This window comes from uncultured Aquimarina sp., assembly GCF_947500065.1.
Classification (GTDB): domain Bacteria; phylum Bacteroidota; class Bacteroidia; order Flavobacteriales; family Flavobacteriaceae; genus Aquimarina.
In genome coordinates this window covers 164,861-188,622 of sequence record NZ_CANMQT010000006.1, presented here as the reverse complement: position 1 = coordinate 188,622, position 23,762 = coordinate 164,861, and the positions used below count along the sequence as shown (strand labels likewise).

Annotated in this window: 23 protein-coding genes; 8 read left to right on the top strand and 15 right to left on the bottom strand. The window is 32.7% G+C overall.

The annotated features are described in order from the left end of the window. Nucleotides 1–3 precede the first annotated feature (3 nt). Nucleotides 4–1,431 carry an AAA family ATPase gene (locus Q0975_RS17995; RefSeq protein WP_299439199.1) on the bottom strand — a complete coding sequence of 476 codons (1,428 nt, stop codon included), beginning with the start codon at nucleotides 1,429–1,431 and terminating at the stop codon, nucleotides 4–6. Nucleotides 1,432–1,567: 136 nt separating this feature from the next. Between Q0975_RS17995 and Q0975_RS17990 the strand changes: the two genes are divergently transcribed. The 4 genes from Q0975_RS17990 (at nucleotide 1,568) to Q0975_RS17975 (ending at nucleotide 3,911) form a co-directional block, all read left to right on the top strand. Then, nucleotides 1,568–2,221: a hypothetical protein gene (locus Q0975_RS17990; protein WP_299439197.1), complete on the top strand. Its 654-nt coding sequence runs from the start codon at nucleotides 1,568–1,570 to the stop codon at nucleotides 2,219–2,221. Continuing rightward, the gene (locus Q0975_RS17985; RefSeq protein ID WP_299439195.1) at nucleotides 2,196–3,023 is read left to right on the top strand and encodes a DUF3822 family protein; all 828 of its coding nucleotides are present in this window, start codon (nucleotides 2,196–2,198) and stop codon (nucleotides 3,021–3,023) included. Before Q0975_RS17990 ends, Q0975_RS17985 begins: the two co-directional genes overlap by 26 nt. Before the next feature lies 1 nt (nucleotide 3,024). Continuing rightward, entirely contained in the window at nucleotides 3,025–3,570 is a 546-nt protein-coding gene (locus Q0975_RS17980; RefSeq protein ID WP_299439193.1) for an RsmD family RNA methyltransferase, read from the top strand. Nucleotides 3,571–3,716: 146 nt separating this feature from the next. Next, on the top strand, nucleotides 3,717–3,911 hold the full coding sequence (locus Q0975_RS17975) for a hypothetical protein (RefSeq protein ID WP_299439191.1): 195 nt from the start codon (nucleotides 3,717–3,719) through the stop codon (nucleotides 3,909–3,911). A 78-nt stretch (nucleotides 3,912–3,989) separates the two neighbouring features. On the opposite strand, the gene Q0975_RS17970 is transcribed toward Q0975_RS17975, so the two are convergent. From Q0975_RS17970 to Q0975_RS17925, 10 genes are all read right to left on the bottom strand, one after another. Further along, nucleotides 3,990–4,121 (bottom strand): hypothetical protein, encoded by a 132-nt coding sequence (locus Q0975_RS17970; RefSeq protein ID WP_299439189.1) that lies wholly within the window; start codon nucleotides 4,119–4,121, stop codon nucleotides 3,990–3,992. 142 nt (nucleotides 4,122–4,263) lie between these two features. Beyond that, nucleotides 4,264–4,716 carry a hypothetical protein gene (locus Q0975_RS17965; RefSeq protein WP_299439187.1) on the bottom strand — a complete coding sequence of 151 codons (453 nt, stop codon included), beginning with the start codon at nucleotides 4,714–4,716 and terminating at the stop codon, nucleotides 4,264–4,266. Between the two features lie 511 nt (nucleotides 4,717–5,227). Then, entirely contained in the window at nucleotides 5,228–6,130 is a 903-nt protein-coding gene (locus Q0975_RS17960; protein WP_299439185.1) for an aldo/keto reductase family oxidoreductase, read from the bottom strand. Nucleotides 6,131–6,182: 52 nt separating this feature from the next. After that, nucleotides 6,183–9,065, bottom strand: coding sequence for a glycoside hydrolase family 3 N-terminal domain-containing protein (locus Q0975_RS17955; RefSeq protein WP_299439573.1), 2,883 nt, complete (start codon nucleotides 9,063–9,065; stop codon nucleotides 6,183–6,185). Nucleotides 9,066–9,201: 136 nt separating this feature from the next. After that, the gene (locus tag Q0975_RS17950) at nucleotides 9,202–9,687 is read right to left on the bottom strand and encodes an ABC transporter ATPase (protein ID WP_299439183.1); all 486 of its coding nucleotides are present in this window, start codon (nucleotides 9,685–9,687) and stop codon (nucleotides 9,202–9,204) included. A 122-nt stretch (nucleotides 9,688–9,809) separates the two neighbouring features. After that, entirely contained in the window at nucleotides 9,810–10,601 is a 792-nt protein-coding gene (locus Q0975_RS17945; RefSeq protein WP_299439181.1) for a (Fe-S)-binding protein, read from the bottom strand. A gap of 64 nt (nucleotides 10,602–10,665) precedes the next feature. Next, entirely contained in the window at nucleotides 10,666–11,112 is a 447-nt protein-coding gene (locus Q0975_RS17940; protein ID WP_299439179.1) for a phosphoheptose isomerase, read from the bottom strand. 73 nt (nucleotides 11,113–11,185) lie between these two features. Continuing rightward, nucleotides 11,186–12,511, bottom strand: coding sequence for a (Fe-S)-binding protein (locus Q0975_RS17935; protein ID WP_299439177.1), 1,326 nt, complete (start codon nucleotides 12,509–12,511; stop codon nucleotides 11,186–11,188). Nucleotides 12,512–12,524: 13 nt separating this feature from the next. Then, nucleotides 12,525–13,475, bottom strand: coding sequence for an MlaD family protein (locus tag Q0975_RS17930; RefSeq protein ID WP_299439175.1), 951 nt, complete (start codon nucleotides 13,473–13,475; stop codon nucleotides 12,525–12,527). Between the two features lie 86 nt (nucleotides 13,476–13,561). After that, nucleotides 13,562–14,695, bottom strand: a complete 1,134-nt coding sequence (locus tag Q0975_RS17925) for an N-acetylmuramoyl-L-alanine amidase (RefSeq protein ID WP_299439173.1) — start codon at nucleotides 14,693–14,695, stop codon at nucleotides 13,562–13,564. A 199-nt stretch (nucleotides 14,696–14,894) separates the two neighbouring features. Here Q0975_RS17925 and Q0975_RS17920 point away from each other — a divergent pair, with 199 nt between their 5' ends. The 3 genes from Q0975_RS17920 (at nucleotide 14,895) to Q0975_RS17910 (ending at nucleotide 18,720) form a co-directional block, all read left to right on the top strand. After that, a complete protein-coding gene (locus Q0975_RS17920) occupies nucleotides 14,895–17,669 on the top strand; it encodes a putative LPS assembly protein LptD (protein ID WP_299439171.1) in 2,775 nt (924 codons plus the stop codon). A 44-nt stretch (nucleotides 17,670–17,713) separates the two neighbouring features. Then, nucleotides 17,714–18,094: a RidA family protein gene (locus Q0975_RS17915; RefSeq protein WP_299439169.1), complete on the top strand. Its 381-nt coding sequence runs from the start codon at nucleotides 17,714–17,716 to the stop codon at nucleotides 18,092–18,094. A gap of 65 nt (nucleotides 18,095–18,159) precedes the next feature. Then, nucleotides 18,160–18,720 (top strand): hypothetical protein, encoded by a 561-nt coding sequence (locus Q0975_RS17910; protein WP_299439167.1) that lies wholly within the window; start codon nucleotides 18,160–18,162, stop codon nucleotides 18,718–18,720. Nucleotides 18,721–19,184: 464 nt separating this feature from the next. Here the strand turns inward: Q0975_RS17910 and Q0975_RS17905 are convergent, their stop codons facing one another. From Q0975_RS17905 to Q0975_RS17895, 3 genes are all read right to left on the bottom strand, one after another. Continuing rightward, nucleotides 19,185–19,640: a hypothetical protein gene (locus Q0975_RS17905; RefSeq protein ID WP_299439165.1), complete on the bottom strand. Its 456-nt coding sequence runs from the start codon at nucleotides 19,638–19,640 to the stop codon at nucleotides 19,185–19,187. Further along, a complete protein-coding gene (locus Q0975_RS17900) occupies nucleotides 19,637–21,886 on the bottom strand; it encodes a nitric-oxide reductase large subunit (protein ID WP_299439163.1) in 2,250 nt (749 codons plus the stop codon). The genes Q0975_RS17905 and Q0975_RS17900 overlap by 4 nt, the downstream gene beginning before the upstream one ends. A 98-nt stretch (nucleotides 21,887–21,984) precedes the next feature. Further along, nucleotides 21,985–22,302 carry a 2Fe-2S iron-sulfur cluster-binding protein gene (locus tag Q0975_RS17895; protein ID WP_299439161.1) on the bottom strand — a complete coding sequence of 106 codons (318 nt, stop codon included), beginning with the start codon at nucleotides 22,300–22,302 and terminating at the stop codon, nucleotides 21,985–21,987. A 116-nt stretch (nucleotides 22,303–22,418) separates the two neighbouring features. On the opposite strand from Q0975_RS17895, the gene Q0975_RS17890 reads away from it, so the two are divergent. After that, nucleotides 22,419–22,757: a cupin gene (locus Q0975_RS17890; RefSeq protein WP_299439159.1), complete on the top strand. Its 339-nt coding sequence runs from the start codon at nucleotides 22,419–22,421 to the stop codon at nucleotides 22,755–22,757. Nucleotides 22,758–22,764: 7 nt separating this feature from the next. Here the strand turns inward: Q0975_RS17890 and pfkA are convergent, their stop codons facing one another. Beyond that, nucleotides 22,765–23,751, bottom strand: coding sequence for a 6-phosphofructokinase (pfkA, locus tag Q0975_RS17885; RefSeq protein WP_299439158.1), 987 nt, complete (start codon nucleotides 23,749–23,751; stop codon nucleotides 22,765–22,767). Between the last annotated feature and the right edge of the window lie 11 nt (nucleotides 23,752–23,762).

Genomic DNA, 23,762 nt, shown 5'->3' with positions numbered 1-23,762 from the left:
AATTTAATTCTCAATAAAAAATTCATCCTTAAATCCTATAAGATACAATTTTTCCTTAGCTCTAGTGACTGCTGTATACAACCACCGTAAATAATCTTTATTAATTCCATCAGGAAGATATGGTTGCTCTATAAAAACGGTATCCCACTGCCCTCCTTGTGATTTATGACAGGTAACCGCATAAGAGAATTTCACCTGTAATCCATTAAAAAACTTATTATTTTTAACTCCAAGAAATTTTTTGTACTTCGATTTTTCATCTTCAAAATCCTTCATTACCTCCTGGTACAACTTATTAGATTCCTCATAGGATAAAGATGGAGTTTCTGAAGTTAGCGTATCTAAAATTAAAACAGTTTCTAATGGTTTCTGATCAGGATAATCCACCATAGCTACTTTCACTTCTGCAAACCGAAAGCCATACAACTCCTTTATTGCATAAATTTCAAGAATTTTGATAATATCTCCATTAGCAATAAATCCTGCTTCACTTTTGTTATCCAACCAGAAATAATTATTCTTTACTACCATCACATAATCTCCTGCAGAAAGTTCTTCTTCCTGAAAAAGTATCCTAGATCGAATCTGTTGGTTATAAATATTAGCTCTTTTGTTAGATCTCAGTATAATTACTGACTCCTCATGTCCAGAACTGGCATATGAATCATTTAAAGCATCCATAATATCATGACCATCAATCAATCTTATTACATCCGGATATGCCTCAATATCAAACTGAAAAGATTCATAAAACCCATCATTCAGCATTTCTCTAAGTGATGTAGCATTCATAAGAATACCACTATCCTCTGCTTGTCTTACTACTTCATCTAATTCAATTTGGGTTACTTCTTTATTAAATCCCATCGATAAATTATCAGGATCCAAAGCAGGACTTACCTCCAGTTTCACGGGTGGTAACTGTGCTGTATCTCCTATAAAAAGAATTTTGCAATTATGCCCAGAATACACATACATCATTAAGTCATCTAACAAAGAACCATTCTCAAATAATTTGCTATCACTTGGTGTATCTGGTATCATGGAAGCTTCGTCTACTATAAAGATGGTGTTTCTACTTTTGTTTTGTTTTAATTGAAACGCAAGACCTCCGCTACTAGTTTTTTTAGGATAATAAATATTTCTATGTATTGTTTGTGCTTGTCTACCAGAATAATTACTAATTACCTTGGCAGCACGACCCGTTGGAGCTAATAAAACCGAATTTAATTTCGCTTTTGATAGGTTTTTAACCAAAGTTCCTATTAAAGTTGTTTTTCCTGTTCCCGCATACCCTTTTAATAAAAAAAGTGAATCTTTTGTGCTTGACAAGACAAAAGCTGAAAGCTTATGAAGCACAATATCCTGTCTAAGAGTAGGTTCAAAAGGAAAATCTTCTTTTAACAACTGATAAAATTCTGTTTCCCTCATGAAATATTTGTAATTCTTAAATCCATATTCTGTTAATAAATCAAAGATAGCAATGATTTTTTGGCTATAAACTTTTACGATTGAAAAAAAATTGTAGATTTGCGTATACACTAATGTCTAAAAGCTAAATTAAAAAATGAAAATTGTCATTCAATTAGTTCTATGGGTAGTTATCGCAGCCTTGGGATACATGGTATACGATTCTGTAATGGGTCCTGTAAGATTCAATAAAGTCAAAAAAGTGCGTTATGCAAAAGCAATTGAAAACTTAAGGGATATCCGACAAGCTCAATTAGCTCATAAAACCGTAGTTGGGAAATTCGAGAAAGATCCAGCTAAATTAATTACTTTTTTAGATACTGCTAAATTTACGCTTACAGAGCGTAGAGATTCTAGTTTTATCAGATTCAACAAAATACTTCAAATCGATGAGCCAAGAGACACAGTTGTTGTGGATACGCTTGGTTATGCATCGGTTAAGGATTCTTTGTTCAAAGGAAGTGATCGATATAAAACTATGATTAACGTACCCGTGGCAGGTAAAGATGCAAAATTCGAACTGGATGCTGGTTTTATTGACAAAAATGGAATTAGAATAAGTGTTTTTGAAGCTAGAGTTGCTAAAGATATCTTATTACATGATCTTGATAAAGATTTATTATATCAAGAAAAGCAAGTAGTATCTGTTGAAGGTGTTGATGGACCATTTTTATCAGTAGGCTCCATGCAAGAAGTAAACACCACTGGTAATTGGCCAAAAACTTATGACTCAAACATCAAAGAAGAGTAATATTTCTGGTGCAAAATATATATTGTCCATTCAGGTAAGCCTGAATGGACTTTCTTTTTGTATAATAAATTCGGATAAAGAAGTAATTTCTCTAGAGCAAGATAATTTTGGAATTAGTTTATCACCAGAACAAGTTCTGGAAAAAATCAAGTATATTTTTGATCACAACCATCATTTAAAACTTGATTTTGACACTGTAGAAGTTATTTATCAAAACGATCTTTATACCTGTGTCCCTAAAGCATTATTCGACAAAGAACTACTAAAGGATTATTTAAAATACAATGTCAAAGTATTTGAAAATGATTTTATTGCTTATGATGAATTGGATCAGCATGAAATAGCTATAGTTTATATCCCATATACGAACATCAATAATTACTTTTTTGAAACTTTTGGGTCATTTACATACAAACATGCTTCAACCATTCTTATCGATAGTATTTTATCAAAAGAGAAAAATAGTGAAACTACAAGGGTTTTTGCACATATGAATTCTAAATCTTTTGACATAGTAGTTGTTACTAAGGGAAAGTTACTATTGAACAATTCATATATTTACGAAACTAATGAAGATTTTCTATATTATATTATGTTTACAGCAGAGCAATTAAGACTAAATCCTGAAGAATTTCAACTAATACTTTTAGGTGACATTTCTAAAGATAGTACTTGTTACAAGATCGCTCATAAATATATACGTCATGTAGATTTTGGAAGTAGAAACAATACAATTAAGACCTCAGAAACTTTACCTCTAATCGATGATCACCAACATTTTGTTTTACTAAGTCATTTTTGATATGCGAATTATCTCCGGAAAATATAAAGGAAAACGATTACAGGCTCCTAAAAAACTACCTGTACGACCTACAACAGACATGGCAAAAGAAGGATTATTTAACATCCTTAATCATCATTACGTATTTTCTCAAGTAACTTTACTTGATCTATTTGCGGGAACCGGTAATATAAGCTACGAATTTGCCTCTCGTGGTTCGGAACAAATCACATCAGTGGATACTAACTATGGATGTGTAGGGTATATAAAAAGTATTGCCAAAGAACTTGATTTCAATATTGAGACGATTAAAAGTGATGTGTATCGTTACTTAGAAAAGGTAAAAAGAAAATCTGATATCATCTTTGCAGATCCACCTTATGATTTTACAAATGAGCAATTCACTAAAATAGCTGAATTGGTTTTTGAAAACGATTTACTGAATGAAGATGGTGTTTTGATCATAGAACACTCTAAACACACCAAACTAGATGATGCTGCTAATTTTAGTAACTCTCGTAAATATGGAGGGTCAGTCTTTAGTTTTTTCGAAAAAAAATCCTCGTAGTTTTTCTATACAAAAAGAGAGATTAATTAAATTTTAACATTATTTACATACGTTCGTCCACATTTTTTTGACGAACCTCCACAAAATTAGCTTTCCCTGTCCTGAAGAATTTATATTAGAGATATAACTTATAAATTTTTCACATTATGATCAAAGAAATTAAAAATTTAGGGACTTCTTTAAGCAAAGAACAACAAAAAGAAATCAATGGAGGAAACATTGGAGGCAGACGATGTAATAGTAACGCAGACTGCTGGAATATGTCTCCATTTTTAGGGCCTGGAGATGTTTCTTGTAGATACTCTCCTTTTTCATCATACAAGGTATGTCAGTTTAACTAAGAAAAGTTACTGTTTTTAATTAAAAACAAAGGAGTTATACTAACCGTATAACTCTTTTGTTTTATATAAATAGATTACTTATTTTTTCTTCTTAGAAGGAACCTTAAATGCTCGTCTTGCTTTTATCCTATTATACAATACAATTACTACAGCAAAGAGTGCTAATAGTGCAAATCCTCCTCTTCCCATTAAATATTCGATAATCTCCATTACTATTATTTTGAACCTAAAGTCGATAAAAACAGCATACACTTACATTCTAAAGTCACAAACAAATTAAATTTACAATCTAAAATGTCTTTGAAGTCATACTATTCAGAAATTAAGGAGTAAAGAATTATAACAATAGTTATTAACCAGTCATTACAGACGTTCGTATGGAATATTCATCTATACTAGAAAGATTACTAAGTGAATAAATCTGATGCGAAGTATTGCTTATAATATCTTCATAAAAGGACAATGTCTTAGCATCAAAACCAGGAGTATCTTCTGCAGTGATCTTAAATATATCCATCTGGTAGATAAAATTATTTAAGATATGATGACTAGAAGACAGCATTGCTTTATAAATCTTCAACTTTGCATTTTCTAATTTGATTTCTTTAACCCGTCTGCGCATATCAAATACAAAAAAAACAGAAAATATAAGTATAGGGATAATAAACTCATCAAACTCAAACTGTTCTATACTTGACAAAAATGCCAATACTTGTTCAAAAAGGTCTAGTTCTAGGAAAATAGCTGAAAAATAAACGAATCCGGATATCACCAATCCGATGATCGTAAGTTTATAGTTATTCATTGGAGGGGTTGTGAGGTTTAAAGTAATGACGATTTGCGGTTGTTTTTTAGTACATTATGATTTTACTTATTCCTGAATAAAATCACATAAAGATCATTTGTTAAGCTTGATAAATGTACACAAAAAAATTAATAAAAAAATGGTTTAACCATAATTTATTAACAATGCACGCATAGTTATTCACAATTTCTTTAGGTATCACTACTCTTCTGAAGCAAAATCTGGCTACGGTATACATACCCCTTATATACTCGTAGCCATTGATTTCTTAGTAATTGTCTATTTGACTAAATGCCTACCATAATCATCAAACATGACTTTTACTACACATTAGTGTCTTTAAGATTACTTTTGTTACCTCTACTTCTCCTTTTTTTTTGAAATATTTTTAATTGAAGTGAATTAGCGCCATACAAAGGTTAATAATACCCACTCATCCTTATACTTGATCGTTTCAGAACAGCTCTAAATGGATATGGAAACGTGTTTTCGTAAATTTTAAATTAAAAAATTAAGCTACCTCCTTGCCCGTCGCAGCTTCCCAGATCTTAAACCATTCTTCATCTGTAATCTGAAGTGATAACGAATCCATAGCAGACTGAATACGATTTATTTTAGTAGATCCGATAATAGGCAATATTCCGGAAGGATGCTTTAATAGCCAAGCTGTCAACACCTGATCAGCGGATACATTGTATTTATTTCCTAAATCATGAACTACTTTATTAATTCTTAAAACCTTATCACTAGGTTCTTTTGAGAAAAACCTTCCACCAGCCAACGTAGAATATGCCATAGGTTTTATCCTATGTTTTATGCATTGATCCAAAGAACCATCAATAAATGGTGTCAACTGTAGTGGTGAAATTTCTATTTGATTTGTTTGTAACGGAAAAAAAGCGTCCAACATCTCAAACTGAGAAGTAGTAAAATTAGATACTCCAAAATGAAGTACTTTACCACTTAATTTTAATTCTTCGAAAGCTTCTGCAATCTCTGAAGGATTCATAAGAGGACTAGGCCTATGAATCAATAACATATCTATATAATTTGTTTGTAACTTCCTTAGTGACTGTTCTACCGATGCTATTATATATTTTTTAGAGGTCTTGTATGATTTAATCTGATTTTCAGGTCGATTGGGAGTTACCAAACGAATACCACATTTTGTGACTAGTTGCATTTGTTCTCTCAATGAGCTTTTATCTTTGATAGCATTACCGAATAAAGTTTCTGTTGTATAATGTCCATAAATATCTGCATGATCAAAAGTAGTTACACCTATTGATAGACAATCTTCTATTAATTGCTGAGCTTGATTTGTTTCTAAGTTAGCTCCCCATTCTCCCCAATTCATACATCCAGCTACAACTCTCGAAAAGATTGGCCCATTTTCTGAAACTTTTGTATTCATTTTTTTTAATTAATAAATTTTAATCTGATATAATTTTACTTAATAATTTTACTTAATAATTTATCGCTTCATATATCAATCTCTGAATCTCCGATCGGATATCATTTGATATTAATTTACGATTAGCTGAATCCGGAAACGTACGATTACTTAGGAATACATAGATTATCTCTTCATCTGGATCAGCCCAGGTAAATGTACCAGTAAAACCACTATGGCCATAACTATTCATAGAAATACAACCACAAGTCGGTCCTACATCTCCTAATTGAGGTTTATCAAAGCCTACTCCTCTTCTAACGTCTTTATTGCAATATGTACAGGTATTAAATTCTTCAATAGTCTGACTGTTGATATATTGTTTTCCTCCATAATACCCTCCATTAAGGTACATCTGCATTACCTTAGTAACATCATTAGCACTAGCGAATAATCCTGCATGACCTCCTATACCTCCAAACATTGCTGCTCCTTGATCATGTACATACCCATGCACAACTTCTTTTCTATATGCTTGGTCGTTTTCGGTAGGAATAATTTGTTTTTTTTCAAATCTATTTAAAGGCAAATACCCCATATTACTTGCTCCCATTACTCTATAAAAATGCTGTTGTGTCAATGCATCCATATTATTTCCATAATGTTCTTCTATAAAAGATTTCATTAGATAATAAGGAAGGTCACTATATTTATAACTCAACCTATTTCTCAATTCGCTGTCTCTAATTCTCAACATAAGAGAATCTTTCATATCACTTCTTAAATATAAATTTCCCGTTACTTTAATATTGAACTCATCAGAACGCTTGTTTCTATAATACTTCTTATCAGGTCTAGAGGTAACTGTATCTAGTGTTTTCAAATAAAACGGAATCCAAGCCCTTAATCGTGCATAATGAGATAGCATGGATCTTATGGTAATATCTTTCTTATTAGAATCTTTAAAAGAAGGTAACATCTCTCCTACTCTGGTATCCAAGGACAAAATACCTTTATCTTTAAGCTCCATTGTTAATGGTAACGTAGAAAGAATTTTGGTTAAAGACGCAAGATCATAGATATCAGTACTTTTAACCTTTCTTGATTTTGCATAGGTATGATATCCATAATTTTTATTAAAAATTACCTTGCCTTTTCTGGCCACCATTAACTGTAAACCTGGTGTCATATTATTTCTTAATGCTATATCTACTATAGAATCAATACGTTCTAGTTTGTGAGAATTCATACCTACAGTTTCAGGTATTCCGTATGTCAGGCGTTTTAAAGATCTTGTCTGATGCCCTGTTCCTATCGGAAAATCTTCTCCCAAACTCACTGGCAGTTTTCCTTTTGCTTCTATAGCTCCAAAAAGTAATTGTGCTGCTTTTTGTTGAGCTACTGGACTATTTTGATATGCCATCAAAATACCTTCAAAATTAGTCGTGGTCTGCAAATCCAACATTGCATAAGGGCGAGAAAAAACACTTAAGACTGTATTATTAAGCCTAGCTATTTCATACAACCACACCAATTCTTTATCCTTAAACTTATAATCTTTCCAGGGATTAGCATCAGATTTATGTAAGCCTACTATTACATAATTATAGTTACGCAACTGATCTAATATTTCTGGTAATTGATTTCCTTTTACCCAATCTACTTTAGTATACTTATTTAATTCTTCCAAAAAAACTTCACCAGAATCATCCCCAAGAGAAACATAAGCCACTTTTTTGAGGTCTAAATTTTTAACAGGTAAAATTGCCCGATCATTCTTGATCAAGGTTAGCGAATTCTCAACCAGTTTATGATGTAATACTTCGTTAGCAATGCTATTAAGTTCTTCGGTAAGATACTCTGTTTTTACAGGTTCATACTTATGGAGCCCTGCTTTATATTTTGCTAATAAAATCTTTTTTACAGAGCGCGATAAGCGTTTCTCCGTAATTTCACCTGCATAGTAGGCGGATACTATTTTCTGAGATGCTAACGGAACATCTTCTGATATTAAGAGTATATCATTTCCTGCTATGAAAGCTGCAAGATCTATATCTCCCGGAGCCTTAAAATCAGATGCTCCTTTCATATTTAGAGCATCAGTAATAATTAATCCTTCAAAACCGAGGCTGTCTTGTAAAATATCAGTTACTACGTGCTCTGATATTGAAGATGGATACCCCGATCTAGATTCCAAACTAGGTATATTAAGATGTGCTACCATAACACTAGATAAACCATCAGCAATCAGTTTTCTATAAGGATACAACTCTATACTGTCAATTCTTTTTTGATCAAAATTAATAGTTGGTAATGTTTTATGAGAATCACTATCAGTATCTCCGTGACCCGGAAAATGCTTAGCACTAGCTAATACACCTTCTTTTTGCATTCCATGCATAAAAGCTAATGCTTTTTCTGTCACATTATCCTTGTCTTCACCAAAAGAACGATTTCCTATAATTGGGTTTTTAGGATTTGTATTTATATCCACAACCGGAGCAAAATTAATATGAACACCTAATCGTTTGCAGTGCCGAGCAATTTGTCTACCTGTTTCTTCTACTAACTTATTATCCTGAATAGCTCCTAATGTCATATTCCAAGGAAATGCTTTGGTAGAATCCAGTCGCATAGCTAACCCCCATTCTGCATCCATACCAATAAGTAAAGGCACTGCAGAAAGTTCTTGATATTCATTATTTAATTTAGCTTGTCGTTGCGGGCCTCCTTTAGAAAAAATAATTCCACCAATGTGAAATTCTTCTATCAGTTTCTTTATTTTATCTGTTTCTTTTTCAGGTTTTGAAGAAAAAACATCTACCATAAATAGTTGACCGATTTTTTCTTTTAAAGTCATTTTATTATAAATGCTATCAACCCATAATCGTTGGGCTTGATACTCATCTTTAACAATAAGAGGGTTTAACGGAACTATAGCACTCTTTAGCTCTATCGCAAGAGAATCTGACTGGTTTTCATTAATTGCCGCTGCTATTTTTAGAGTATCAGATTGTTGAGAAAAAGTAGATAATGATAAAATAAAAACTATACAGGAAAAGTATTTTGTAAAAGTATATCGCACAAAAAGTCTAGTTTAAAAAACGGTTATGCCAACTATCTTTGGCTGGAACTTCCCAATCTGTTTTGTATTCAGCAATATTAGTAACCAGATTATTAAACACAATTGTGTTCGGAGACACCGATCTGTTTTTTGCCATTTTTCTAAAATCGGTTAGTGATTTATACGCCACAAACTCTCCTTGTTTATAGGATACATTCATCTTATCCATCAAATCTACATTATAATCACTTTCCAACTTCTGAATAAAACGAACAGAAGCATCAATGGAACAACCAGTTGCCTGATTCATATCCTGATCTAGTGCAATAGTTATAAATCTTTTATATTTTATTTCATACCCAGCTTTTAGGTCTGATCCGTGCGCAGTCCATTGAGTAATAAAGGTTTCTAATCTTTCTTTAATCTCCTCCAACTCCTCTGCAGTAAAGGATCTATTGGCTTGATATATCCAAATTCTTGAAGAATCCGACAGTTCATTAAAATCTACTAACATCAGCTTTCTTTTTATTTTCTAAAATAACAAAAACTATTTCTAATTGTTGCAACAAAAAAGAGTTAATATGAACAAACATATCAACTCTTTAATTATTGTACTAAATATTATAAAAACTTCTTTTATAAATCCTGAGCATTTGCAATTAATTCAGCTACATCCATCACTTCAATACTATCTTCCTTTTCTTTGCTTTTAACACCATCAGTCATCATAGTATTACAAAAAGGGCAACCAGCAGCAATGATATCAGGTTTTGTTTCCAGAGCATCCTCTGTTCTTTCTACATTAACATCTTTATTACCTGATTCCGGTTCTTTAAACATCTGAGCTCCCCCTGCTCCACAGCATAATCCATTACGTTTGCAACGCTTCATTTCTATAAGCTCTACTTCTAATTTTCTTAAAAGGTCTCTAGGTGCTTCATATACATCATTTGCCCTACCTAGATAACAAGGGTCATGAAAAGTAATCCGTTTTCCTTTAAATTTACCACCTTCTACGGTCAACCTTCCTTCATCCAGAAGAGATTTAAGAAATTGTGTATGGTGCATTACCTCATAATCTCCTCCTAATGCGGGATATTCGTTTTTTAATGTATTGAAACAATGAGGGCAAGCTGTAACTACTTTTTTTATTTCATATGCATTCATTACCTCTATATTGGTAACTGCTTGCATCTGAAATAAAAATTCATTACCAGATCTTTTAGCAGGATCACCTGTACAACTTTCTTCAGTACCTAATACAGCAAAGTCTACTTTGGAACTATGAAGTAATTTCACAAAAGCCTTTGTAATCTTCTTGGCTCTGTCATCAAAACTACCAGCACATCCTACCCAAAATAAAACTTCTGGCCTTTTACCTTCAGCCATATACTCTGCCATTGTTGGCACCTTTACTGCTTCACTCATATGTATATACTATTTATATGTAATGATTTTAGTTTAAAAAAAATCTCAAACCAAAAATCTATATTTAATCGTGTTTACCGTCGTCAAAAACTTCGATAGTAACTACTCTTTCCACTAATTCAGTAAATTTACCGGTATAACGAGTAGCTTTTACTAAGTGGTTATCGATCCAATGGTAGTTCCCTCCTCTTGGTTTACCCATTAGAAGACTATGATATTTAAATCCGTGCGTATCTAGCCAAGTCTCCGTAACTTCTCTATGATCTTCTGTCCTTGATGTGAAAAAACATATAATATGCCCTTCTTCATGCCACTTATTTAATGTCACCAATGCATCTGGAAATGGCTCGCAAGTAACCATTCTTTCTGGCTCTTCATTAGGAACATCTTCTGTAATTGTTCCATCAATATCAATAAGATAGTTTTTTATTCCTTCTGGTAAAACTGGACTGATGTGTTCACCTTCTTCTACCTTATCATGCAATAATTTCTCTACTTCTTCCTTCTTCATAATTTCTAAATTCTCTTAATTTTTAAAGTTTATGGTTAATAGTTATGGTTAATATTCTTTAGTGATTATTTGGTTATTCTTCACTCCAGTTTAATCTATCCATTTGGTTAAATGGCCAAGGAGCTCCGTTATTTTCTATATTAGACATCATATTATTAAGGTCTGATGGCGCTGCACTTTGTTCCATTACTAAATACCTTCTCATATCCAAGATAATTGATAGTGGACTAATACTAACCGGGCAAGCTTCTACACAAGCATTACAACTAGTACACGCCCATAGTTCTTCTGGCGAAATATAGTCATTTAACAACTGCTTACCATCATCTACAAAACTACCATTCTTGTCAATATTATCTCCTACTTCCTGAAGACGATCTCTGGTGTCCATCATAATTTTACGAGGTGACAACTTCTTGCCAGTCTGGTTTGCAGGACATTCACTAGTACAACGTCCACATTCTGTACAAGTATATGAATTAAGCAATTGCACCCAATTTAAATCTGTTACATCAGATGCTCCAAATTTTTCGGGTTCAGCCTCGGCTTCATCTTCTGCAGGAGCTGCAAATGGATCTGCATTAGGATCCATCATTAGCATTACCTCTTTAGTAACTGCTTCTAGATTATCCATTTGCCCTTTAAGTCTTAAATCACCATAATATGTATTTGGAAACGCTAAAAGAATATGTAAGTGTTTAGAGAAATACAGATAATTAAGAAACACTAATATTCCAAGAATATGGATCCACCAAGCACCTCTCTCAACAAGAATTAAGGTTGCTTCTGACATTCCACTAAATAATGGTGAAATGTATTGACTCACAGGGTACGCTCCAGCTTGTGCATAATGTTCTGCTCCCATGCTCTGTAACTGAAAATCCGCAGCATTCATAACCAAAAACAAGGTCATTAATACCATTTCGAAATATAGGATCAGATTTCCGTCATTTTTAGGCCAGCCTTTCATTTCAGGATTCCAGAAACGCTTTAATCGTATCACATTACGTCTAATCCAAAATATTACTACTCCAACAAACACTAAAAATGCTAGTATTTCGAAAGAACCAATCAAGAAATCATAAAACCCTCCTAAAAATCTAAATATTCTATGAGTTCCTAAAACACCATCAATAATAATCTCTAGCACTTCTATATTAATGATAATAAACCCTACATATACAATAACATGCAAGATTCCCGAAACGGGTCTTCTCACCATTTTAGATTGCCCTAAAGCAATACGTGCCATATTATTAAAACGCTCTTTTTTATTATCTGTTCGATCCACATCCTTACCCAATCGAATATTTCGAATGACTTTACGGATGTTTTTAGTAAAATATCCAATTCCTGCTATTAAAGCAATTACAAATATGATATTAGGAATATATTGCATAGTCTGGTAGTAGTTAGTTTATTGTATCCGTTGGCTTTACGTATGGCTTATTCTTTTTCCCAAAAACAGAGACGTTTACATATCTTGTAGGATTCAACCTAAGATCCTGAAGTAGTAATTCTAGTTCTTTACTAGCTTTTTCTAAATTACCGTATAGTTTATCATCTTTTAACAATTTACCGGCCGTTCCTTTTCCAACTTCCAAATCTTTAGAAATTTTCTCAAAATTAGCCAGCACTCCATCTAGATCATTAACTAGCTTGCCGATATTCACTTTGGATAAAGAATCTGAAAATTGATTAAGATTGGTAGACATTTCATCAAGATTAGAAAGCGTACTATTTAGTTTTTCTTCATTACCTGATAAAATATTCTTCAAAGATCCCGATGCTCCTTTGAAGTTTTTGATAGTCGCGCTTAGGTCGGCAAATATCGTATTGATATTATTTTTGTTATCTATAGATAAAATTCCGTTAACAGAGGTTAATAAAGTATCAGCATCTTTAATTGCTGCCTCTAACTTTAACTGAAGGGGTGTTAATTGTTCATTTACCAATTCTAGCAATCCTGCTTTTACTTGTCCTGGTAAGGTATCTCGATCTTTTGCCTCCAAACCTTGTTCATAGACTGGATTAATAGCTAACGACTTACCTCCGATCAAATCACCGCCATACACCATGGCTACACTATTTCTAGAAAAAGAAAAATCACTACTAACATTAAATTCTACAATAAGATTCCCTTTAGTATCTGCAAAATTAATAGAGACGACTTTACCAACCACCAATCCGTTTATTGTAACCGGAGAAGAGGGCATTAATCCTTCTACATTATCATATACAGCAAAAAATGTACGATCAGTTTCTAAAAGGTTTTTTCCTTTCAAGAAACTATATCCAAAAATCAAAAGTGCTATAGCAGACAGTGCTAAAATTCCTGTTTTAACTTCGCGAGTAAATTTCAAAATAGCATATATTTAGGACACAAATTTAGAATAAAAAATATACTTCCAAAGATTATTAACGAACGATTTATCAGTATTTATTTAGATTAATTCGATGAAGTATCTATTTTTAATGCTTCTGTAAGAGGAATTATTTCATTATTCTTAAATGCAACAACAAAACAAGAGGCATATCCTTTACCAACCGCCACGTCCTTTAACTCCTTGATTAAATTATAATTAGACGTACTTCCAAAGTAATATTTATACAATTGATCAAACTGAATTTTAGATAATTGATCTAATCCATTAAAATTTCTTGGTTCAAGTTCTATATCATTAGAACCAGCTGCAATTTGAACCTTAAAAGTTATACCATCATACAATTGCTCTCCTACCACTTGGGTTATAGAGTCATTACTTATAATTTCAGGAATTTCGGGTTCCGGTACATAATACGCTGCATCCAGACTTTCTTTATAATCTATAATTGAAGTAATTATAGATTTTGCCATTTCTTCTTGACCTTTTTTAGAGTTTAGGTATTTACCTTCTTTATTATTTGTTAAAAAACCTAACTCAATCAGAACACTTGGCATGTATGTTTGATGCAATACAACAAAACCTGCCTGTTTTACTCCTCTGCTTTTTCGTTTTAATGTTTTATTAAATCTATTCTGAACAAAACTTGCTAAGACAAGACTCTGATCCAGATATTCTTCTTGTGACAAAATCAACCCAATAATCGATTCTGGAGAATTCGGGTCAAAACCATCATAATTGGCCTCATAATTATCCTCTAGTAAAATAACAGAGTTTTCATTTTTAGCTACATTAAAGTTTTCATCATTAGCGTGTAACCCTAAGACAAATGTCTCTGTTCCATACGCTTGAGAACGATGAGAATTACAATGAACTGACACAAACAAGTCTGCTTTTGCTTTATTTGCTATTTTTCCTCTCTCGTGTAATTCTATAAATGTATCAGTATCTCTGGTATACACCACCTTAAAACGGTCATCTTTTTCTAAAGCTTTACCAACTGCTAACACCACTTTCAGTGCGATATCTTTTTCTTTATATCCATTTCCTCTATTTCCAGGGTCATGTCCACCATGTCCTGCATCCAAAACCACCACAAACTTCTTTTTATTACTGGTATTATCAAAAGACATTGAAAATGCTGAAAGTATAAATACCAACAACATCGAAAGAGCGCTATATATTATTTTCTTCTTCATAATTGTACAAAATTATCACTTAGCTTGAAACATTACCAAATTGTTTCCGTATTTAGTATAATAATTCTAAAATCATCATGTTTATGATCTTGGAAATTACAATACAAGTATTATTTAAAATAACGTTAGAGTCCTGTATTTGATATAAATATTTATTTTTTTACCATTTACAATCTCTACATAAAAAATATATGTAATTTTGGCACTTCAAAAACTAAGCCATAGTTTTACAAAAATAGGATTTAAACCATTGCAAACAACGGTACGTAACATACTTTATTCACTAAGTTTTTCACTATTTTGTATTTGTTATACAACTGCACAAGAGTTTGATAAAACCACAGGAAAACCAGTCCCGGTGCAAAAAGATACTCTTTCTTCACCGAAAAGCTCCATAGACTCCAAGTCTGAATTGCTTGAAAACGAGAAAGATCAGGATACCACTAAGAAAGATACTGCTGTTGCTCCACCACAATTACTGACAGATAAAGTTAAGTATAAGTCCACAGACTATATGAGACTAAGTCGTAGAGAAAATAAAATGTATCTCTATAATGAGGCTGAAATCATATATGGCGAAATGCAGATTAACGCAGGCCTTATTATTGTGGATAATGCTAAAAATGAGGTATATGCCTATGGTATAAAGGATTCTGTTGGGGATTATACACAAACTCCAATTTTCAAACAGGCTCAGAATGTCGTAGAACCAGATTCAATTCGCTTTAATTTTGACACAGAAAAAGCACTTATATACAATTCCCGAACGAAACAAGGGGAAATGAATGTTAAGGGTGAGGTTTCTAAAAGAGTGAATGATTCTGTTATATATATGAGTAATGTAAAGTTCACTACTGCTGAGGATGTGGATAATGCAGACTATTACTTTTATGCCAGGAGAATAAAATTAGTCCCGAAAAAGAAAATCGTTACAGGTCTAGTTAATATGTATATAGCGGATGTTCCTACACCTCTTGGATTGCCGTTCGGATATTTTCCTTTACAAGAAAAAAGAACTTCTGGATTTATTATACCTAGTTATGGTGAAGAAAACAACAGAGGATATTTTCTGCAGAATGGTGGATATTATTTTGCGGTTAGTGATTATGCTGACCTAACAATAACTGGAGACTATTACACCAATGGGAGTTATACTCTTCTTACCGAATCTGCATACTCCGTTCGATATAAATACAGAGGTAATGTACGATTTAGGTTTGAAAACAATTTAACAAGCGAGCGAGGTTTCCCTGATTTCTCAAGAGCAACTACCTATAATATTCAATGGTCACATTCTCAGGATGCAAAATCAAATCCTAATTCTCGGTTTTCCGCCTCTGTAAACTTTGGTAGTAGTGATTTTTTCCAACAATCAACAAATCAACTTAACACAGGAAATTTCCTGAATAACCAGCTTAGTTCTTCTATTTCTTACGCTAAGACTTTTCAAGGAGATCCTCAAGTTAATCTTAGTGTTGCTGCTAACCATAACTCTAATACCAACACTGAGATAGTGAACTTATCGCTACCAAATGTGAATGCCAGTGTATCTAGGATATTCCCTTTTGCTCCCAAAGTAGGTGTTAAAAAAGGGATTTTCCAAAATATAAATACGCAATACAATTTTAGAGGAGAAAACAGAATTGAAACTACTGATGATGATCTTTTTACTGCTGAAATGTTTAAGGATGCCAGAATAGGTATGCAGCACTCTATCCCAATCAGTACTAACTTTAAGATATTCAAGTACCTAAGTGCCACTATGGGGACAAGTTATCAGGAAAATTGGGTTTTTGAAACTATAGAACAACGTTATGATCCTGATATCAATGATGGTGCGGGAGGAGTTGAACGAGATACAATTACGGGGTTTGATGCATTTAGAACTTACAACTTTTCTGCTAGTTTAGGAACTACGGTATATGGAACTTTTAATTTCAAAAAAGATAGCAAAATTCAGGCAATTCGTCATACCATGAGGCCATCGGTTAGTTACAGCATTAATCCAGCCTTTAATCAATTCTATGATGAATATATTATACCCGATGATCCGAGTACAATAGATAATGAACGCGAAGTAGTTGAATATTCACGTTTCGAAGGTGGTTTTTTTGGTCAGCCAAGTAACACGTTCTCAAGTAGTGTATCATTTGGGTTAAGTAATAATCTCGAAGCTAAGGTAAAAAGTAGAGACACTACTGCCATTGAAACCAAAAAGGTTAAATTATTAAATAACCTTAATTTTAGAACCGCTTACAACATTGCTGGAGATTCACTTCAGTTTAGCCCTTTATCCATTACCGGAAATGTACCAATTATTGAAAATAAATTAGATATTAACTTCAATGCGGAGTTAGATCCATATGCATTAGATAATAATAATCGTAAGATTGATGTATGGAACATTGATAATGGTGGTAGTTTATTTAGACTAACTAGGGCAAGTGCTAATTTTGGGTACTCTTTTTCTAGTAAAGACTTTGAAAAAGGAAAATCTAATGATGATCCATTAGATAATCAAACACTAAGAAACGGAGGTCGACCGGACAACTTATTTGGTGGAGGAACTGATTTTAGCGAACAACAAAATTATGATCAGGATGATGACCGAGAGCTAAAAGATGTCAAAAACTATAATTACAAAATCCCATGGTCTATACGTTTGTCATATACTGTGAACTATAGTAATAATGCTCGACAAAACGAAATATCATCACACTCTATTATGTTCTCTGGTGATGTAGAACTTTCTCCCAAATGGTCTGTTGGAGCATCTTCTGGATATGATCTTGTAAATCCTGGATTTACTTATACCAATCTAAGGTTCCAACGAAATTTAGATAGCTGGAGAATGTCTTTTAACTGGATACCATTTAGTGATAGAACATCTTGGAACTTCTTTATAGGTATCAAATCTTCTGTTCTTAGTGATATTAAATATGATAAAAGACGTGAACCGGATAGACAATTATAACGGAGGTTTGAAATTTATATAAACAATAATACTTTGCACATATCATGAAAAAAATTATAACTACCTCTAAGGCTCCAGCGCCTATCGGACCTTACAACCAGGCAATTCTTAACGGAAATACCCTTTATACTTCTGGTCAAATAGCCATTAATCCCGACACTGGAGATTTAGTAATGGATGATATTAAGACTGAAGCAGAACAGGTAATGCAAAATCTTAAAGCCATTCTTGATGAAGTTGATATGACTTTCGAAAATGTAATTAAAACTACAATTTTCTTAAGTGACATGAACAATTTCTCCCTTGTAAATGAAGTATACGGAAAGTATTTTAATGAAGACACTGCTCCTGCCAGAGAAACGGTAGCTGTTGCAGCATTACCAAAATTTGTAAATGTAGAAATTTCAGTAATCGCTGTTAAATAACTTCTTATTCCGAATCATATAATGAAACTCAAGCAAAATTTGCTTGAGTTTTTTTATTTTTAGCTATGGGTAATTTTATTATTAATTCAGAAGATCACTTATCAAAACTAATTATAGAAAAAGGAATAACGTCTTGGAATGAATTGATAGAATACATCAAGATAATACCTTATGGTAGAAATTCTAATCGAACAGATTCTACATTAGTTATTTCAGAAAACAAAGGAACCTGTAGCTCTAAACACGCTTTATTAAAAAAAATTGCGGATCTAAATGGAGCTAAAGATGTTGAATTAATTATAGGTATCTATAAAATGAATTCTATAAACACGCCTAAAATAGGAAACATCTTTCTCAATAACCATATTAAATATATCCCAGAAGCGCACTGTTATTTAAGATATAAAGGTGAAACAATAGATGCTACATCAGGTACATCAGATTTCGAAAAGATAAAAAAAGATGTTATGACTGAAAAAAAGATACAACCGGATCAAGTAGGTAGTTTCAAGATAAAATATCATCAAGATTTTATTAAAAATTGGATTACTACTGAAAAATTAAATTTTTCATTTGACGAAATATGGGAAATAAGAGAACAGTGTATCAAGAACTTATCGAATTAACTCAAAAACGAATATAGAATATGTAAATAAAATCCATATACTTAGTTTTACAGTATTCATCTTTTCCTGTACCAATTCTCTCTTCTTAAATTTCTGAAAGCAAAATTAGAACATCCTCAACCCCTTTTAAAATAGGACTTAACAAAGGTTAATTATTTTTGGCACGGCAATTGATTATTAAATAGTAATTAATAATTAAAATTATATATTATGAAAAATTCACTATTTAATTTCAGATTTGATTTTACATCTTTTGTTAACTTTTTAAAAGAACTTCCTGCATCTTCGGCTTATGCAATCCATAGGTAATATGAAGATTATAATTCAGGAACTAGTACCCAGAAAAAGAACTGGTTTACCCAAAAACTATTGGGAACGAAAATACTTGAAACCGTAAAAAGCGAGATATTGTTACAATAATCTCGCTTTTATATTTTACAGCTTTACGCTACATTTTCATCAATCTATTCCTGTCTTTCTATGTTTCTTTTAAACAAAAGCAACTGTCTAAATCCAACAAAAAAGAGCAAAAACAATTTTATCACTTCAAAAAACACATAGACAATATGTGCTGTGTTTGAAGGAGATGATCCTCCACTAATAACTATATCAGCATAACGATCTAAAATTGGTAACAAGCAAAAAGATTGCACAACTACAATTATCAATAGAAACAATACCATAAAAAACAATCTCTTATCTAGTTTGTAGATATACCTTATTTGTAATACTAAAAACACGCTAAAAATGAGCTCTATAGTATTCAATGCCCTAAAGATGATCTTCCCTATTTCTACACCAATAGCTGTAGTTACCGACTCTGCCTGAAACTTAAGAGGTGCTTCCATAAAACTAATAGCTAATAAAAAACCTATCCAAATGAATGTTACTACATAACTATAGTTATTTATCTTTTTCATGCCTTTACTGATTTTAGACTTTCTTTTGTCTCCTTTTTGCCAATACAAGCTAAAGTTTCTTTAATAGTAAACCAACAAAAATACCCTATTCCTACAGAGAAAATAACATCCCCTATTATCCGTAACCATTTGATAACTTGAAACGTTGGAGAATACAACAACTCTTCACTTCTTGCATACCAATATCCATGTTTAATGGATGCTAATGTTTGAATGATTCCCTGTGGTAACAAACTAAATACTACCATTGCTAATAAACCAATGTTTAAAGACCAGAATGAAATTTTCAATACTTTATCATTCCAGATGGAATTGGATATCATTCTCAATGAGAACAGTATTAATCCCATTCCGAGCATACCATACACACCAAACAGCGCTGTATGCGCATGCACTGCAGTTGTGTTAAGACCTTGAATATAATACAATGCTATTGGCGGGTTTATCAGAAAACCAAATACTCCTGCTCCTAACATATTCCAAAATGACACCGCAAGAAAGAAATAGATTGGCCATTTAAACTCCTGTACCCATTTTTTCATTTTTAATAGATTCCAATTTTCCCATATCTCATAACCAATTAGAGTCAGTGGTACAACTTCTAACGCACTAAATGTTGCACCAAAAGCAATAGCATGAACCGGTGTTCCCGAAAAATACAAATGATGTAATGTACCTATGATTCCTCCCGAAAGAAATATAATCGCAGACAACACAGTAACTCTGCCTGCAGGCTTTTCTTTTATAAGTTTCATTTTTACAAATAGAAATGCTATAACTACAGTTGCAAATACTTCAAAAAAACCTTCTACCCATAGATGAACCAGCCACCATCTCCAATAATTTATTACAGATAAAGATGTATTTTCTCCGTACATTAATCCTGAAAAGAAAAATGCTCCAATAGCTATAACTGATATCAAAAATAAAATCAACAGGTTTCTTGTATTATCTTTTCGTCTGATGCCTATAATAATATGCCTGCCTACTAAAAATACCCATAGTACTAAACCAACTGCTAATAATATCTGCCAAAACCTCCCAAGATCCATATATTCATATCCTTGATGCCCAAAAAAGAAATTTGTTGTTAATTCTAAATACTGTTTAACACCAAGCCATTCTCCAACCATAGATCCAAGAACGACGATTATTATAGCTATGAAAAGGAAATTGATTCCGAATTTTTGAAACTTTAATTCTCTATTGCTTACTAGCGGAGCGATAAATAATCCTGTAGATAACCAAGCTGCAGCAATCCAAAAGATCGCTAATTGTGTATGCCAGGTCCTGCTTATTGTGTATGGAAGATATTTGGACAACTCAAACCCAAAAAACGCCTGTCCTTCTACACTATAATGAACTGTAATAATTCCAAGAACTACTTGCAATGCAATCAAAAAACTAATCACTAAAAAATACTTTAGGGTTGCTCTCTGTGATGGAAATAACTTAATATCTCGTAAAGGATTAGTCTCAGGAACTTGATCATTTTGCTCATCATTGTGACTACTTCTAATATGGTACCATACCATAATAGATATAAACAGCAGCAATAAAACAATAGAAAACCCAGACCATATTTGAGCATCTGCAGTTATTGTATTATCTATCAACGGTTCGTGTGGCCAATTAGAAGTATACGTAATATCATCATTTATTCTGTTAGTTGAAGCTGCCCAGGAAGTCCAAAAAAGAAATGCACTTAGATCGTCTAATTTAGATTCATCAGTAAGCATCTGTTTTGGTATTGCATACTTCTCGTGACCTTTTGAAAAAATATCTTTATAATGTTTCGAATTTGAAAGAATTGCTTCTTTTCTATCTTCTGTTATGGTGACGTTTTGGGTAATTGTATCGTAGGTATTTGTCTTTACCTGATACACCAATCTTCCTTTTAATAAAGCTTGGTTTTCTAATGATAAGTCTTCATACTCTTTTCCGTAAGGCGCAGACCATTTATTTAATAAAAACACTGCTTCTTTATGAATCCAGTCTGCCGACCAATCTGGAGCAACATAGCTTCCATGTCCCCATATTGATCCCACTTCCATACCTCCGATAGATTCCCATACATTTTGTCCTCTTTGTATGTTTTCTTTTGTAAATAAGACCTCATTTGTATCCTTAACCAATACTTTCTCTGGTATTGGAGGTCTTTCTTGATATATTTTTATTCCTACCCAAATTAAAGCAGTAAAAGATAATACTACAATAGTGGTAAATGCTATCCATATTTTTTTCATGGTTCTAGTTTTGATTTCTAATAATTTTAGACACAAAACTACCATCCGAATTATCTAAGTTTTATGATTCAGATCATGTTAGGAAACATATTTAAAAATTAATCTCCTCCTATAATTTCTATACGTGAATTATCCAATTGCTTATCTAACAGTACTTGACAGGCAAGTCTACTATTTGAATAATATTCTAACTGATTAAACAATGTTCTTTTCTCTATTCCTTCAGGAAACTTAAATGGCACTATAGAGGAATTTATTCTGATATGACAAGTACCACAAAGCCCTCTACCTTTGCATGCTCCTATATCATCATACAATCTATTTATCAATAGTTCCATAAGGTTTTTATATTCGAATATTTTAAACTTCAGTATATGGTGATCTCCAATAGTATCAATAACATATAGCGTATACATAGTATTCTAATTATTTCCCGAAGCTACTATAATGATACTTTTTTGTTTTATGATCTAACTCATAAAACAGAAGAAAGAAAGCACCTAATTTTGGAATAACTAAAAACACAATTGATATGCAGTTAACATCATTCTTAAAGAATATTACATATGGAGATAAAAAGCCGGTAATCACCAAGCTAATCGAAAACGAGGCTACTAAAGAAATTCGAATTGTATTTAGAAAAGGACAAGAGATGAAAAAACACAAAACCAAGTTTCCAATAACTGTAGCAGTTTTTGAAGGAGAAATTAGTTTCGGTGTATATGATATGGTGCACATTCTTAAGAGAGGTGATGTGATTTCCTTAGAACCGAATATCGTTCATAACCTCATTGCATCAGAAAATAGCATTATCCGTCTTTCTCTATCTAAACATGATTCTGTGGAAAGGGTACAAAAAGTAAATGAATAGTAATTTATTAAACAGACAGTATATCTGAAATGCGCAGTAACTCTTTGTTTATACTATGGTCTTCTTTTAATCCTTCATCAAAATTGGTAGCTACAATCTTATTATTTAGTAACCCCACCATTACATTCTCTTCTCCATCTAACAATAATTCTACTGCCTTAACACAAAGTCGACTTGCAAGCGTTCTATCAAAACAAGACGGAGAACCTCCACGTTGCATGTGGCCTAAAACAGTAACTCTCACATCGTAATCCGGTAAATTCTCGGTAACATAATCCGCGAGTTCGTATACGTTTTTTCCTATTTTATCACCCTCACAAACTACCACAATACTCGAAGACTTACCAGAACGTTTACTTCGTTTTAGAGATTCTAACAGTCTATCTAATCCAAGATCTTCTTCTGGAATAAGGATTTCTTCTGCTCCAGCTCCTACTCCACTATTCAATGCAATAAAACCTGCATCACGTCCCATCACTTCTATAAAAAACAAGCGATCATGAGAACTTGCAGTATCTCTGATTTTGTCGATAGCTTCTACTACGGTATTTAAGGCGGTATCATACCCTATTGTAAAATTAGTACCTGCTATATCATTATCAATTGTTCCGGGAACTCCTATAACGGGAACGTCATATTCTTCACTAAAGATTTTTCCTCCATTAAAGGTACCATCACCTCCTATCAATATCATGGCATCTACCTTTGCTTTTTTTAGATTCTCGGCAGCCTTTTTTCTTCCTTCGGGTGTTCTGAATTCTTCAGAACGGGCCGATTTAAGAATAGTTCCTCCTGAACTTATAATATTACGAACACTTCGGGCGGTCATCTCACAATAATCATTTTCTATCATTCCCTGAAAACCTCTATAAAATCCAATACACTTAACATTGTAATATGAACAAGCACGAGCTACTGCTCTTATAGCAGCATTCATTCCAGGAGAATCTCCTCCAGATGTCATTACTCCAATAGTCCTAATTTGTTTAGCCATTTATTGTATAT